The organism is Rhodococcus sp. O3, assembly GCF_048897285.1.
In the GTDB taxonomy this organism is placed as follows: Bacteria; Actinomycetota; Actinomycetes; order Mycobacteriales; family Mycobacteriaceae; genus Rhodococcus.
This window is the reverse complement of sequence record NZ_JBMBTE010000110.1, coordinates 1-15,616: the sequence shown is the minus strand read 5'-3', so window position 1 is coordinate 15,616 and position 15,616 is coordinate 1. Positions and strand designations below refer to the sequence as shown.

10 protein-coding genes are annotated in these 15,616 nt (G+C 68.9%); 4 read left to right on the top strand and 6 right to left on the bottom strand.

The features are described 5' to 3' along the window. A partial coding sequence (locus tag ACN675_RS22780) for a DUF4185 domain-containing protein (protein ID WP_420753005.1) occupies positions 1-957 on the top strand: 957 nt, incomplete at its 5' end. Positions 958-976: 19 nt separating this feature from the next. On the opposite strand, the gene ACN675_RS22775 is transcribed toward ACN675_RS22780, so the two are convergent. The 6 genes from ACN675_RS22775 to ACN675_RS22750 form a co-directional block, all read right to left on the bottom strand. Beyond that, entirely contained in the window at positions 977-2,035 is a 1,059-nt protein-coding gene (locus ACN675_RS22775; protein WP_420753004.1) for a sulfate/molybdate ABC transporter ATP-binding protein, read from the bottom strand. Beyond that, entirely contained in the window at positions 2,032-2,832 is an 801-nt protein-coding gene (locus ACN675_RS22770) for an ABC transporter permease (protein WP_420753003.1), read from the bottom strand. The genes ACN675_RS22775 and ACN675_RS22770 overlap by 4 nt, the downstream gene beginning before the upstream one ends. Then, positions 2,829-3,611: a molybdate ABC transporter substrate-binding protein gene (modA, locus tag ACN675_RS22765; protein ID WP_420753002.1), complete on the bottom strand. Its 783-nt coding sequence runs from the start codon at positions 3,609-3,611 to the stop codon at positions 2,829-2,831. Before modA ends, ACN675_RS22770 begins: the two co-directional genes overlap by 4 nt. Then, positions 3,611-4,015, bottom strand: coding sequence for a TOBE domain-containing protein (locus ACN675_RS22760; RefSeq protein ID WP_420753001.1), 405 nt, complete (start codon positions 4,013-4,015; stop codon positions 3,611-3,613). Before ACN675_RS22760 ends, modA begins: the two co-directional genes overlap by 1 nt. Before the next feature lie 103 nt (positions 4,016-4,118). After that, entirely contained in the window at positions 4,119-8,204 is a 4,086-nt protein-coding gene (locus tag ACN675_RS22755) for a molybdopterin-dependent oxidoreductase (RefSeq protein WP_420753000.1), read from the bottom strand. 197 nt (positions 8,205-8,401) lie between these two features. Beyond that, a complete protein-coding gene (locus ACN675_RS22750) occupies positions 8,402-9,856 on the bottom strand; it encodes a CCA tRNA nucleotidyltransferase (protein WP_420752999.1) in 1,455 nt (484 codons plus the stop codon). A gap of 75 nt (positions 9,857-9,931) precedes the next feature. Here ACN675_RS22750 and ACN675_RS22745 point away from each other — a divergent pair, with 75 nt between their 5' ends. The 3 genes from ACN675_RS22745 to murJ form a co-directional block, all read left to right on the top strand. Beyond that, the gene (locus tag ACN675_RS22745; protein WP_420752998.1) at positions 9,932-10,546 is read left to right on the top strand and encodes an NUDIX hydrolase; all 615 of its coding nucleotides are present in this window, start codon (positions 9,932-9,934) and stop codon (positions 10,544-10,546) included. Further along, positions 10,543-12,894 carry a DUF6049 family protein gene (locus ACN675_RS22740; protein WP_420752997.1) on the top strand — a complete coding sequence of 784 codons (2,352 nt, stop codon included), beginning with the start codon at positions 10,543-10,545 and terminating at the stop codon, positions 12,892-12,894. The genes ACN675_RS22745 and ACN675_RS22740 overlap by 4 nt, the downstream gene beginning before the upstream one ends. Then, a partial coding sequence (gene murJ, locus ACN675_RS22735; protein ID WP_420752996.1) for a murein biosynthesis integral membrane protein MurJ occupies positions 12,891-15,616 on the top strand: 2,726 nt, incomplete at its 3' end. The genes ACN675_RS22740 and murJ, both read left to right, overlap by 4 nt.

Below are 15,616 nucleotides of genomic sequence, written 5' to 3'. Positions count from 1 at the left end.
TCGCAGCTGACCGGTCACGGCTCCGAGAACCGCACCGACTCCCGCTGGCAGGTCAACGGCACCGATCTCGGGATCTTCTGGGAATCGGCGCCCGGTGAGGTGGCCGTCGCGTTCGGTGACACGTTCGGCCACGCATGGGAGCCCCCGGGTGGTGCGGGCGGTGACTGGCGCAGCAACGTCCTCGCGTTCAGCACCGACACCGACCTGTCCGACGGGATGACCATCGATTCGATGGTCCAGGACAGCCCGTGCCACGCCGCCGAGATCATCGATTCGCGGCACGTGCACAACTACGAGACCACCGTCATCCCCACGTCGGGATTCGCCATCGGTGACCGGCAGTACCTCAGCTACATGTCCGTGCGGCGATGGAGCAAGGTCCCCGGCATGTGGTACACGAACCTGGGCGGCATCGCCTGGTCCGACGACCACGGGCAGACGTGGACGAAGGACCAGCACGCCCGATGGGACAACTTCTTCGGCGTCGGCCGGTTCCAGGTCGCGACGATGGTGCCGCAGGGAGATCACGTCTACATGTTCGGTACCCCCAACGGACGCATCGGCACCGTCGGGCTCGCCCGGGTTCCCACCACCGAGGTCCTGAACCCGACCGCGTACCAGTACTGGGTCGCCGGCGAATGGGTGCCTGCTGCCGAACATGTCGCGACCCCGCTGTTCACCGGCGTCGCGTCCGAACTGTCGGTGCGTTACGACGACGAGCACGACCGCTGGCAGATGAGCTACCTCGACCCGGTCGCGGGAAGCATCGTGCTGCGCCACGCCACCGCCCCGCAGGGGGAGTGGTCCGACCCGTCCGTGCTGGTCCGCACGTCCGACTACCCGAAGGCCTACGGCGGATTCATCCACCCGTGGTCGAGCGGTGACGACCTGTACTTCACGGTGTCGGAGTGGGACAGCTACAACGTCTACCTGATGCGCGCCCACGTCGGCGGGTGACGGAAAGCATCGGCCGACGTCACGCCGAGCGGTGAATGCCGATCTCGGTGGCTTTCACGACGAACCACACCTGAGCGCCGGGCTCGAGGGCCAGATCCGCGACCGCGGCGGCGGTGATCTCGGCGGCGAGACCGGTGCCGGCGGCACGGACCAGCACCGTGGCTCCGCGCACCTCGAGATCACCGACGGTGACCCGGAAACTGTTGCGGGGACTCCCGTGCGGTTCGTCGGCATACACCGCCACCGCGACGGGGGAGAACACCGCGACCGCGCGGTCGCCGGGCCGGCAACCCTCGTCGACGGTGCCGTGGACGGGACCGAACTCGGTGTCGAGACCGTCCGCTGCGACGGCGCCCGCGACGAGGTTGACGCCCGCGATGCGTGCCGCGAACGCGCTCCGCGGTCGGGTGAGAACGTCACGCACCGAACCTGTTTCGACGACGCGGCCACCGTCGATCACCGCGACCCGGTCGGCCAGCGCCAGCACGTCGAGCGGGTCGTGGGTGACCACGAGTGCGGTGCGATCCTGCTCGCGCAGGATGCGCCGTAGCAGTGAGCGGATGGCGGGGGCGGCGGTGACGTCGAGCGCCGACATCGGTTCGTCGAGCATCAGCAGGTGCGGCTGTGCGGCGAGTGCACGGGCGATCGCGACGCGCTGGGCCTGACCGCCCGACAACTCGCGCGGCCGTCGATCCGCGAACTCCGTGGCATCGACGGCCTCGAGCCAGCGCATCGCCTCGCGGTGGGCCCGCCGCCGGCGCGTACCGGTGCTGCGCGGCGCGAACGCCACATTGGCGATCGCCGTGAGATGGGGGAACAGCAACGGTTCCTGCGCCAGCATGGCCACGGACCTGCGGTGCGGCGGCACGTCGACACCTGCTTCGGTGTCGGTGAGGACGCGGTCGCCGAGGGTGATGCGTCCGGTGTCGGGGCGCAGCAACCCGGCGACGAGGTTCAGCAGCGTCGATTTCCCGGCACCGTTGGGGCCGAGAACCGCGAGAACACAACCTGATTCGAGGTCGACGGTCAGGTCGACATCGCGCGCCGTGATCCGGGCCTCGAGGTGGAGGTCGCTCACAGCGCACCTGCGATGCGTCGTCCCCGCGCGGCGACCACGATCGCGACCGCGACGAGCACGAGCAGCAGCGACAGGGCCACCGCCGCATCGGGATCGGTCTCGCGCTGCAGGTAGATCTCCAGCGGAAGGGTGCGCGTGACGCCCTGCAGGCTGCCCGCGAACGTGATGGTCGCGCCGAACTCGCCGAGCGCGCGGGCGAACGCGAGGACCGCGCCGGATGCGAGGCCCGGGAGCACGAGCGGCAGTGTGACGCGCCGGAACACGGTGGTGGGTCGCGCACCCAGGGTCGCGGCGACGGCCTCGTAGCGGCGGCCCGCGGTCCGCAGGGCGCCTTCGAGGCTCATCACGAGGAACGGCAGCGCGACGAACGTCTGGGCGAGCACGACGGCGGTGGTGGAGAACGCGATCCGGAGACCGAACGCCTCGAAGTACTCGCCGAGCAGCCCGCGGCGGCCGAACGTGTAGAGCAGGGCGATACCGCCGACGACCGGTGGCAGCACGAGCGGCAGCAACACCAGCGACCGCAGCACAGGGATGATCCGAAACGTGCTGCGCGCCAGGACCGCTGCCATCGGCACTCCGAACAGGACACACAGAACGGTGCTGGTGATCGCGGTGCGCAGACTGAGCGCCAGCGCCTGCAGGGACGCGTCGGAGGTGACGAGTTCGGGGAACCGCGACCAGTCGACGGCCAGCACCATCGACAGCAGGGGCAGGATCACGAACACACCGCCGACGGCCGCAGGCAGGTAGATCCACCCCGGCAGGCCCGCCCGGCTTTCCGATCTCGAGGTCACGGCGCCCCGAAACCGGCTTCCGCGAAGACCGTCCGCGCTTCGTCACCGATGACGAACTCGAGAAACTTCGACGCCAGCTGCGGATTCTGCGATTCCTCGAGCAGCGCGATCGGGTAGGTGTTCACGGCGTCGGCGGATTCCGGGAACGGCACCGCGGTGACCTTGTCGCCGGCGGCTGCGGCATCGGTGACGTAGACGAGCCCGGCGTCGGCCTGGCCGGAGGTCACCTTGCCGAGCACATCGGTCACCGACGACTCCTCGCTGACCGGCGTGATGTCGCCTCCGGTCGCGGTTTCGATCCGGCTCGTCGCATTGCCGCACGGCACCTGCGGGGCGCACACGACGACGCTCGTATCGGAACGGGTGAGATCGGCGAACGACGTTATGCCCTTGGGGTTTCCGGGTTCGGTGACGATGGTGAGGGTGTTGGTCGCGAAGTTCGCCGGGTCACCGGAGACGACTCCGGCTTCCACCGCCTTGTCCATGTTCGCGGTGTCGGCCGAGGCGAAGATGTCGGCGGGCGCGCCCTGGGTGATCTGCGCGACCAGATCGGACGATCCCGCGAAGGCGAACTCGACGGTGCTGCCCGGGTGGGCGCTCTCGAACAGGGTGCCGAGTTGGGTGAATGGCGCCTTCAGCGAGGCCGCGGCGAACACGGTGACCGTTTCGGCGCTCTCCGGGGTGGACGCGGTCGTCTCCGACGTCGGGTCGTCGCCCGTGCCGCACGCGGCCAGTGCCAGAACTGTACCGAGCAGGGCAGCAACGACTCTCGCACGCATCACGACATCCCTCCAGGGGTTTCGACGATGACGGTCGTCGCCTTGACGACGGCGACCCCGATGCTGCCCGGTTCGAGGCCGAGTTCGTTCACCGCTTCGGTGCTCATGAGCGAGACGACGCGGTGCGGCCCGCACTGCATCTCGACCTGGGCCATGACCGTGTCCACGACGACGCGGGTGACGATGCCGACGAACCGGTTGCGCGCCGAACTGCCGACGCCGAGCAGATCCGGAGCCGCGTCCGCCTGACCCCGCACGAACTCGGCCAGGTCCTTGCCGTCGACGACCTTGCGCCCGGCTTCGTCCCTGCTCGCCTCGAGCACACCCTGATCGATCCAGCGGCGGACGGTGTCGTCGCTGACCCCGAGCAGCGCCGCGGCATCGCGGATCCGGAGGACCGTCACCGTCGACCCCGATCCGCACCTGCACCGAGATGGTGCATATTCATCCGCGCATGCGTCACGGATCAGAGGATATACCCGCGGATACGCCTGTGGTGGATTCCGCTCAGTACACGTCGCGAACGTAGCGCTTCTCGGAGGCCAGCTTGTCGATGTACGCGTCGGCGGCATCGGCGTCGAGACGGCCGTGGGTCTGCACGACCTCGCGCAGCGTCGCGTCCACGTCCTTGGCCATGCGGCTCGCGTCCCCGCACACGTAGAAGTGCGCGCCGTCCTGCAGCCACTTCCACAACCGGGCACCGTGCTCCCGCATGCGGTCCTGCACGTACACCTTCTGCCGCTGATCGCGGGAGAAGGCGAGATCGAGGTTCGTCAGGAAACCGTCGGAGTGCATCGATTCGATCTCGTCGCGGTACAGGTAGTCGGTGTCCGAGCGCTGATCGCCGAAGAACAGCCAGTTCGCGCCGGTGTGCCCGAGTTCGCGCCGGTCGTGCAGGAACGCGCGGAACGGGGCGATGCCGGTTCCCGGCCCGACCATGATCATCGGGGTGTCCGAGGCGGAGGGCGGGCGGAAATGCGGGCTGCGCTGCACGAAGATCGGGATGTCGACGCCCTTGCTGTGGTCGGCGAGGAAACTCGAGCACACACCGGCGCGTTCGTGCCCTTCGTACGCGTACCGCACCACCGAGACGGTCAGCTGGACCTCGCGCGGGTCGGTCTTGGGGCTCGACGAGATCGAGTACATGCGCGGCTGCAGCCGGGTGAGGATGGGCATCCACTCCTCGATCGGGGCCTTGAACGGGAACTCCGAGATCACGTCCATCGCCTGCTTGCCGTACAGCCACTGCTGCAGTTCGATTTTGTTGCCGGGACGGAGCAGTTTGCCCAGTTCTGCACTGTCGCTCTGCTTCTGAACGAAACGCAGGAGGTCCTTCGTCACGCGGGTGATGTCGAGGAATCGGGTGGCGGCCTCGCGCAAGGGGATCGTCGGCATGTCGCCGAGTTCGATCGGCGATTCCGGGTCGAGCGCGGTCACCTGCAGCCACTCGTCGACCGTGACCGGTCCGTTCGTCGGCATCACGCCGAGGGCGTCGCCGGCCTCGTATTCGAAAGCCGGGTCGTAGAGTTCGAATCCGAACTGCCGCACGTCCTTCGACGATCCCGCACCGCTGAGCGGCACGTTGCGGGTCAGCCGGGTGACGAGGGGGGACTTACGGGTGAACACGGGTTCGCGCACCGCCACCGGCGCGCCGCCCGAGGTGCCGGCCGTCCCGGTTCCCCGGAACATCTCCTCGACGCCGTTGAGCCACGCGAAAGCGGCGTCCTGGTAGTCGGGTTCGCAGTCCACGCGCTCGGTCAGCCGGGTCGCGTCGAGTTCGGCGAGCCGCTCGTCGATCCGGCGACCGTGCCCGCAGAAGTCGTCGTAGTTGGAGTCGCCGAAAGCAAGTACCGCATAACGCGTTCCGGGAAGCTTCGGAGCATCCTCCCGGCTCAGCGCCTTCCAGAACGTGGTTCCGTTGTCCGGTGCGTCGCCGTCACCGAACGTGCTGGTGATGACGAGCAGATCCTCGATCTCCGCCAGTGAGGCGACGTCCATGTCGTTCATCCCCATCAGGGTCACGGCCCGGCCGGCCGCCCGGAGACGGTCGACGCACAGCTGCGCGAACTCCTCGGCGTTGCCCGTCTGCGAGGCCCAGGCGACGACGATCGGCGAGGACGAATCTTCCTCTTGTACGGTGGAATTCGAGTACCTCACCGCGACGGGTGCGTGCGAGAACAGGCCCGCGAGCAGCCCGTCGAGCCACACCCGCTTGGCGGCCGGGAACGGCGCGGACTCCGGCAGCACCGGGACCACCTCTGCCGGCGCGTTGCGCAGTCCGGCGAGCAGCCCGGCCAGATAGAGCTGCTCGTTGCCGTCGAAGGACGGCACGGCCTGTTCGTCGATTCCGAGGGCGGCGGCGAGACGATCCACGGCCGGTGCCGACTGCACCTCGGGCATTTCCGGTTCGGGCGCCGAGGCGACCTTCGTCAGCGACACCGCGCACACCTTGAACTCGGGTTGCTGCGAGGCCTGGTCGATCGCGTCGTTGGTCACCGCGTTGATCGCGAGGTACTCGCCGTAGATGTCGTTCCAGTGGAACGGCGCGAACACCGTACCGGGCAGCACCCGGTCGGTGACCACGGCGGGCAGCACGGCCCGGCCGCGACGCGACGCGATCTCCACCCGATCGCCGTCGACGATCGAATACTGCTGCGCATCAACGGGATTGATCTCGACGAACGGATCCGGATTCAGCTTCTCGAGCTTGGCGACCTTCCCGGTCTTGGTCATGGTGTGCCACTGGTGCTGCACGCGCCCGGTGTTCAATACGACGGGGTAGTCGTCGTCGGGCATCTCGGCGGGCAGCATGTGCGGGCGCGGGAAGAACACCGCCCGCCCGTTGTCGGTTGCGAACGCCAGGCGCGGCACCGTGCCGTCCTCCCGGACGACCAGCGATCGGCTGTTCCCGTCGTTGAGATAGCGGATGGGGTTGCGGTCGCTGTCGGCGTTCGGCGGGCAGGGCCACTGCACGGGCGTGCTGCGCAGCTGCTCGTAGGTGACACCGCGCAGGTCGTACCCGGTGCGCGGATTCCAGAATGCCTTGAGTTCCTCGAAGATCTCCTCGGCACTCGAGTACGTGAAGGCCTCGGCGTATCCCATCTCGCACGCGACCCGCGCGATGATCTCCCAGTCCGGCATGGCCTCGCCGACCGGATCGACGGCCTGCTGCAGCAGGGTCAGGTTCCGTTCCGAGTTCACCGCGACGTACTCGGATTCGGCCCACAGGGCGCCGGGAAGCAGGATGTCGGCATACGCGTTGGTCTCGGTTTCGAGGAACACGTCCTGCGTGACGACCAGTTCGGCTTTCTCGAGACCCTCGAGAACGGTTTTCCGGTTCGCGACGCTGGCAACGGGATTGGTGCAGATGATCCAGCACGCCTTGATCTCGCCGGCCGCCATCTTCTCGAACATGTCCACGGTGCCGCCACCCACGGTGGTGCTCAGCGTGCCGCGCGGAACGTTCCAGGCATCCTCGACGAACTCCCGATCGGCCTCCGCGAGAACGGTGCGCTGCCCCGGAAGACCCGGGCCCATGTAGCCCATCTCGCGCCCGCCCATGGCATTCGGCTGGCCGGTCAGCGAGAACGGGCCGCTGCCGGTCCGGCAGATCGCGCCCGTCGCGAGGTGCAGGTTGCAGATGGCGTTGGTGTTCCAGGTGCCGTGGGTGCTCTGGTTCAGGCCCATGGTCCAGCAACTCATCCAGTTGCCGGCCTCTCCGATCCACTGCGCGGCGGTGCGCAGATCCGCCTCGGGGATCCCGGTGATCGCCGAGACCGTCGCGGGCGGATAGTCGGCGAGGAACGCGGGCATCGCGTCCCACCCGTCGGTGAACTCGGCGACGAACTGCTCGTCGACGTGCCCGTTCTCGACGATCAGGTGCAGCAGCCCGTTGAGGAGAGCCAGGTCGGTGCCCGGCTTGATCTGCAGAAACAGATCCGCCTTGTCCGCGGTCGCACTGCGCCGCGGATCGACGACGATGAGCTTCGCGCCGGCCTTGACGCGGTCCATCATGCGCAGGAAGAGAATGGGGTGGCAGTCGGCCATGTTCGAGCCGGTCACGAAGAACACGTCGGCGTGGTCGAAGTCCTCGTACGAACCGGGCGGACCGTCCGAGCCGAGGGACTGCTTGTAGCCGGTGCCGGCACTGGCCATGCACAGCCGCGAGTTCGATTCGATGCGGTTGGTGCCGATGAACCCCTTGGCGAGCTTGTTCGCCAGATACTGGGCCTCGAGGGACATCTGGCCGGACACGTACAGCGACACCGCGTCGGGGCCGTGCGTGTCGACGATGTTCCGCAGACGCTGCGCGGTCTCGGTGATCGCTGCCGCGACCGGAACGGGCACGGGATCGGCGCCGCGTTCGCTGCGGCGGTACGCGGTCTCGAGCCGGCCACCGGCGACCAGCATCTCGGCGCTGGTGGCACCCTTCGTGCACAGCCGGCCGAAGTTGGTGGGGTGGTCCTTGTCGCCGTACGCCTTCAGGACGCGGCGGGTGCCCGTCACGGCGTCGGTCTCGACGTCGAGCACCATGCCGCAGCCGACACCGCAGTAGGAGCAGGCAGTCTTGACCGTCGTGATGTCGCCCCGCATTGCACCGCCCCTCGAGTGAACAGGCCGTCCGATTCCGGCCGTGTTCCATGCTGCTGATGCGGTGTTGCGGGGGCATTAACAGGGATGAGTCCCCCGTGACATCTGGCTCACGAAATCACGGGGAACCGGGTGAGGTACCCGAAACAGTCCCGAACTGTCACATATGTCCGGCTCGGCCGGAGACACGACCGCCCGGCTCAGCCGGCGGTCTGCTCCGCCCACCACCGCCGCAGCTCGGCCTCCGCCTCCTCCGGACCGAGCGGACCGCGGTCCAGGCGCAGTTCCTTGAGGTAGTTCCAGGCCTTGCCGACCTGCGGACCGGACGAGATCCCGAGGATCTCCATGATCGCGTTCCCGTCGAGGTCGGGACGGACCCTGGCCATGTCCTCCTTCTCCGCCAGCGCGACGATCCGCTTCTCGAGGTCGTCGTAGGTCGCCTGCAACGCGGCCGCGCGACGCTTGTTGCGGGTCGTGCAGTCCGCGCGCACCAGCTTGTGCAGCCGCGGCAGCAGATGCCCGGCGTCGTGCACGTACCGGCGCACCGCCGAGTCCGTCCACTGCCCCTTGCCGTAGCCGTGGAACCGCAGGTGCAGGTAGACGAGCTGCCCGACGTCCTCGACCATCTGCTTCGAATACTTCAGGGCCTTCATGCGCTTGCGCACGAGCTTCGCGCCGACCACCTCGTGGTGGTGGAAGCTGACTCCGCCGCCCGGCTCGTTGCGCTTGGTGCCGGGCTTGCCGATGTCGTGGAGCAGCGCCGCCCAGCGCAGCACCGGGTCCGGGTCACCGTCCTCGAGGTCGATGGCCTGCCGCAGCACCGTCAGCGAATGCCAGTAGACGTCCTTGTGCTGGTGGTGTTCGTCGATCTCGAGTTTCATCGCGGGGATCTCCGGAAGCACCCGGTCCGCGAGTCCGGTCTCCACCATGCACTCGATGCCGTCGACCGGGTAGTCGCCGAGAATCAGCTTGTCGAGTTCGGCCTGCACCCGTTCGGGGCTGATTCGCAGGATCTCGTCGGCCATCTGCTCGATCGCCGTGTGCACCCGTTCGGTGAGGGTGAAGCCGAGTTGCGAGACGAACCGGGCCGCGCGCAGCATCCGCAGCGGATCGTCGTGGAACGAGTCCTGCGGCAACGCCGGCGTGTCCAGGACCCCGGCGAGCAGCGAGTCCATTCCGCCGAGCGGGTCGACGAAGTCCCCGACACCGTCGGGTCCGATGCGCACCGCCATCGCGTTGACGGTGAAATCACGGCGGACGAGATCGTCCTCGAGTCGTGTGCCGTACTCGACGATGGGATGCCGGGTGACGCGGTCGTACGCGTCGGTCCGGAACGTGGTGATCTCGATCTGCTCGACACCCTTGACGGCGCTGACCGTCCCGAAATCGATGCCGGTGTCCCACTGGTGATCGACGAATCCGTGGAGCAGTTCCTGGACCCGGGTGGGATGCGCATCGGTGGTGAAGTCGAGGTCGGTACCGAGGCGGCCGAGCAGGGCGTCGCGGACGCTGCCACCCACCAGGTACAGCTCGTGGCCGGCGGCGGCGAAACGCTCACCGAGCGGCGCCAGCACGTCGGACAGGGCACGCAGCGTGACATCGGCGCCGGCGAGCAACCGGGTGCGCCGATCGGCATCTGCGGAGGGAGAGTTCACGTCTTCGAACCTTACCGAGGCGGGCAAACGCGTGGTTCGGCCGGCAGCCACCTCACGCCAACTACTATCGACAAGGTGTCACCCGCCGAACGTGCCAACCGGAACCGCCGCAGCTCGCGGCGGCGTGGCGGCAACGGCGGATCAGCCGTCCGCTCGGGTGCGAACCCCGCCAAATCCACGGCGAACCCTGCGAAATCCCAGTTGAGGACGGTACGCGAGACGTCGGCCGGGGGACTGGTCGTCGACGGGCTCGGTGGACCCCCCGAGCAGCTGTGCGCTGCGCTGATCGGCCGGACCGACCGGCGCGGCCGACTGCTGTGGTCGCTGCCGAAGGGGCACATCGAGAAGGGTGAGACCGCCGAGGAAACGGCCATGCGCGAGGTCCACGAAGAGACGGGCATCCGCGGCAAGGTCCTCGCCGAGCTCGGCAGTATCGACTACTGGTTCGTCACCGAAGGCCGGCGCGTGCACAAGACCGTGCATCACTATCTGCTCCGCTACCTCGGCGGCGAACTGTCCGACGCGGACATCGAGGTCACCGAGGTCGCGTGGGTGCCCCTGACCGAGCTGCGGTCGCGGCTCGCCTATGCCGACGAACGCAAACTCGCCGACGTCGCGGATCAACTGATCGCCGAGATGACCTCTGCGTGGCGGCTCGGCACCGGCGGACCGGAGGCCCGTCTCGGATGACGCTGATGATGCACCGGGCCGGTGCTGCGGTGCTTGTCGTGCTCGCACTCGTGTTCGCGACGATCGGCGGCACCGTAATCCTCGGGACGCTCGGCGGAGCGACCGCCCGCGCCGACACCGACGCCTCCCGGTTCCTGGAACTGCTCGTCGACGAAGTCACCCCGTCCGTCGTGACCGACGGCAGCGAACCGGTGGTGAAGGTGTCCGGGACCGTGCGCAACATCGGCGACCGGGACGTCTCGGACATCGCCGTGCGGCTGCAGCGCGCACCGATGGTCACCGACGCGACCGAACTGCGCACCGCCCTCGTCCTCGACCAGAGCGGTTACGACACGGTCGGTGAATTCGAATCGGTCGACGACCTGCTCGAACAGGGCGAGGAAGAACGCTTCAGCCTGGAGATGCCGCTGCGCTCGGCGACCGAACCGTCGCTCGGCATCGACACGCCCGGCGTGTATCCGCTGCTGGTGAACGTCAACGGCACCCCCGAGTACGGCGGGGAGGCGCGGCTCGACGACGCCCGATTCCTGCTCCCGGTCCTCGCGGTGCCCGACGACGGCGAGGATCTTCCGCCGGTGTCACCGGCGCAGGGCGATCCCGCCGTCGTGACGATGCTGTGGCCGCTGGCCGACGAGCCGCGGCTCGCGGCGGGGGTGGCGGGATCCGTCACCGACCCGGTGCGGCTGGTCGACGACGAACTGGCCACATCCCTCGCGTCCGGCGGCCGCCTCGACGGTCTGCTGAGGGCCGCGGAATCGGTCGCCGGCGCCGACCAGGGCCGGCTCGGCGGGGCCCTGTGCCTGGCGATCGACCCGGACCTGCTGGTGACCGTGGCGAACATGACGCGGGGCTACCTCGTCGTCGACGACCCGGCCGATCCGCTGGGTGACGCGAGCGACGGCGCAGGCACCGAGGCGGCGATCGACTGGCTGGCCCGGCTGCGCGCCCTCACAACGTCGATGTGCACCGTCGCGGTGCCGTTCGCCCAGGCCGATCCGGTCGCGCTGGCCGATGTCGCCGAGGCGTCGCCCGCGGGTGTCACGCTCGCCACGGCGGGGCTCACCGCCCCCGCCGACATCGTCGACACCATCCTCGGCATCACATCGATGCGCAACGTCGTGTGGACGGATTCCGGTGTCCTCACCGAGAAGGCCGGGCTGCTGCTGGCCCAGGACGGCCCGGTGACCACGCTCCTCGCCGACAGCGGGATCGACACGTCCTCGGCGGCACCGCCCGTGGCCCGCGTCTCCGGCGTCGACGGACTCACCGCCGCGCTCTTCGACAGTTCGGCCGCCGCGGCGCTCGCCGCCGTCGGGGACCGCCCGTCGACACCGTCCTTCGTGCCCGAGTCCGCGCGCTACGACCTCGGCGAGGATTCGGCGACCGCTCGTCTGCAGGACGCGCTGGGCGCTCTGGCGTGGCCGGCGCTGAACGGATCGGACGCGAACGGGTGGGAAGACGGCACGGCGAACCGTTCCGTGCTGTTCGCACCGCCGCAGACGTGGACCCCGAGCGAGGACGAGGCCACCGACATGCTGTCGCTGCTCGAGACCCTCATCCGGGCGGGACTCGCGGTGGCGCGTCCGTTCGAGCAGGTCGTCGGGGCCGCGGCGGCGACCGTGAACGCCCCGGAGACCGTGCTGCTGTCGTACCCGGAGCAGGCGATCGTCGACGGTGCGTCGAACGTCGTGGTGGGGCACGCCGCGGAACAGGCCGGGCGCCTCGACGCGCTGCAACTCGCGCTGGTCGAGGACCCGCAGGCCCAGCTCACCCCGCAGATGTTCATGGCTCCGCTGCGCGAGGATCTGCTGCGGTCGATGAGCCTGGCCGGTCGCCGTGGGCCCGATCCGGGAGCGGCCGAACACGCCGCCTACACGCGGTCGAAGGCGGTCAGCGACGCCGTGGACGGGATGTTCGCGGGCGTGACGGTCCTCTCACCCGGCGGCGTCTACACGCTGACCTCCGAGCAGAGTCCCCTAGTCTTGGTCGCGCGCAACGATCTGCCCGTGGGCATCACCGTGCGGTTGCACGTGGACGCGCCCCCGGAGATGGAGATCACCGACATCGGGCCGACCCAGCTGCCGCCGCGCGGGAGCCGCACTCTCACGGTGCCCACGCAGATCAGCGACTCGCGGAAGCTCGGTGTGGAGTTCGCACTCACCACCGAGTCCGGTTTGTCTCTCGGCACGCCGACGAGTGTGACGGTACGTTCCAATGCGTACGGCCAGATCCTCGCCATCGTCACCGGCTGTGCGGGGGCGCTCCTGCTGTTCCTGGCAGGCCGGCGCCTGCTGCACCGGTTCCGCGGTGAACCGGATCCAGCCGACGAAGGGTACGAGAAGCGATGACCGGGAACCCGACCCGCGACGGTCGCGCGGCGCCCATGCCCGGCGGCGCGTCGGCCGAGTCCGAGGCTGTGTCGGACCAGGCCGTGTCGGCCGAGGCTGTGTCGGCCGTGTCCGTGTCGGCCGATGTCGAGGATTCCGGCGCTGGCTCCGAGTCCCGGAAGACCTCCGGTCTGCTCGCCGCATCCGGCTCCATCGCGATCGCGACACTGATGAGCCGCATCACCGGGTTCTTCAAGCAGGTCCTGCTGCTGACCCTGCTCGGTGCGGGTGTCGCGAGTTCGTTCACGGTCGCGAACCAGATCCCGAACATGATCTCGGAGCTGGTGCTGGGCGCCGTGCTCACCTCGATCGTCGTGCCGGTGCTGGTCCGCGCGGAACGGGAGGACCCGGACGGCGGTGCGGCCTTCGTCCGTCGTCTGTTCACGATGTCGCTGACGATCCTCGCGGTCGCCGCGTTGTTCGCGACCGCCTCGGCGTCGTTCCTGGTGACCCGGTTCTTCCTCGACGCGGACGGCGAGGTCTCGACCACGCTGACGACGGCACTGACGTATCTGCTGTTGCCGGCCATCCTGTTCTACGGCCTGTCCGCGCTGCTCACGGCGATCCTGAACACGCGACAGGTGTTCAAGCCGGGCGCCTGGGCGCCGGTGCTCAACAACCTCGTCGTGCTCGCGGTGCTGGTCCTGTACTTCGTGCTGCCCGGCGAGATCACCCTCGATCCGGTGCGGATGAGCGATCCGAAGCTGCTTCTGCTCGGCATCGGTGTCACGTTCGGTGTCGTCACCCAGGCGCTGTCGCTGATACCGGCGCTGCGGCGCGAGAAGATCAGCCTGAAGCCGTTGTGGGGCCTGGACGACCGGCTGCGGCAGTTCGGCGGCATGGCCGCCGCGATCGTGCTGTACGTGCTGATCAGCCAGGCAGGGACGGTCTTCGCCACCCATATCTCCTCCGGTGCCGACGAGGCGGGTCCGGCGATCTACAACAACGCGTGGGCACTGCTGCAGCTGCCGTACGGCGTGCTCGGCGTGACGCTGCTGACCGCGATCATGCCGCGGCTCAGCCGCAACGCCGCCGACGACAACACCCCGGCGGTCGTCGACGACCTGTCCGTCGCGACGCGTCTGACGATGATCGCGCTGATTCCCATCGTCACGTTCTTCACCATCGCCGGACCCCAGATCGGCACCGCCCTGTACGGGTACGGCAGCTTCGGTTCCGGGAACGCCGACCTGCTCGGGCAGGCGGTGAGCTGGTCGGCCTTCACACTGATCCCGTACTCGCTGGTCCTGATTCACCTGCGGGTGTTCTACGCGCGTCAGCAGGCGTGGACGCCGACGTGGATCATCCTGGGGATCACGGCCGTCAAGATCGTCCTGTCGGCTCTCGCACCGGCCCTGGCGAGCGACAACGAGCACGTCGTGCTGCTGCTCGGCGTCGCCACCGGCATCGCGTTCACCGTCGGTGCGTGCATCGGCGGCTTCCTGCTGCATCGGACGCTCGGCAACCTGCAGATGTCGAACGTCGGCCGCACCGTCTGGAACGTGGTCGTCGCGTCCGCCGCGGCCGCCGCGGCGATCCTGCTCGCGGACCGGTTGCTGCAGCTCGACGCGTTGAGCGAGCGTTTCGGCGGCATCGGATCGATCGTCCGGGTGGGGATCACCGGGGTGCTGATGATCCTGGTCGCGCTGACGGTGATGTGGGTGCTCAAGGTGCCCGAGGTGCTTGCGATCGTCGCCGCGGTCCGGCGCAAGGTCGAGGCGCTGCGCGGTCGCGGCGCCACCGAAGTCCCCGAGATCCCCGAGGCGGACCCGACCCGGGCGCTGCCGGCGAATCCTCCGGCCGCGCCCCGCCGCCACTACCCGGAGAGCGACGCCGAGAAGACCGTCGTACTGCCGCGCCTCGATTACCTCTCGTACGGCGGTTCCCCCTACGACGCGATCACAGAAGTCATCCCTGTCATCCGGGAGCGGCCTGGGGAACTCGATGCTCAGCAGCACCTCCCGTACCCTGGTCACCAGCAGGTTCGGCCCTCGCGGTACGGGTTGCAGCGGTTCCCGGGTCCGGCCAATGCCCGTTTCCGCGCGCCAGGTGGACGAGTCGAAGAAGAAGGAGTCAGGGTGAGCGACGACCACGCTGCCGGCAAGTCCACGATCGATGCTGCCGTTCCCCCGGAGGCGAACGCACCGTCCGCACCGGCGGACGAGTCCGCCGCGGCGAAGAACGCGCAGGTCACGCCGCCGGAGGGTGTCGCGAAGCCGGGTTCGGCGGCCGACCGGGTCCAGCCTCCCGCGCCGAAGAGCGCCGCCCGTCCGAAACGCGACCCCAACTACGACACCGGGGTCATCCCGATCGGGTCGCCGCAACTTCCCCCGCTGCGGGTCTCCGGTTCGGCACCGCGGGCGCCGATGCGTGGACCCGAGCTCATTCCGGGTGCCTCCGTCGCCGGTGGCCGCTATCGGCTGCTCGCCCCGCACGGCGGTGCCCGGGGGCTGCGGTTCTGGCAGGCCCAGGATGTCAAGCTCGACCGCGAGGTGGCACTGACGTTCGTCGACGCCGAGCAACAGTCCGCGAACGTCACGGGTCCCGACGGACCGCAGGCCATCCTGTCCCGCACGCTGCGTCTCGGCCGGATCAGTTCGCCGGGTCTGGCCCGCGTCCTCGACGTGGTCCGCGGCAGCTCGGGCGGCATCGTCGTCTCCGAGTGGACGCCGGGCCGCTCGCT

Bases quoted from the DNA above. Each gene is read 5' to 3' on its own strand.
- modA (WP_420753002.1), bottom strand. From the start codon at position 3,611: ATGCGTGCGAGAGTCGTTGCTGCCCTGCTCGGTACAGTTCTGGCACTG.
- ACN675_RS22755 (WP_420753000.1), bottom strand. From the start codon at position 8,204: ATGCGGGGCGACATCACGACGGTCAAGACTGCCTGCTCCTACTGCGGT.
- ACN675_RS22740 (WP_420752997.1), top strand. From the start codon at position 10,543: ATGACGCTGATGATGCACCGGGCCGGTGCTGCGGTGCTTGTCGTGCTC.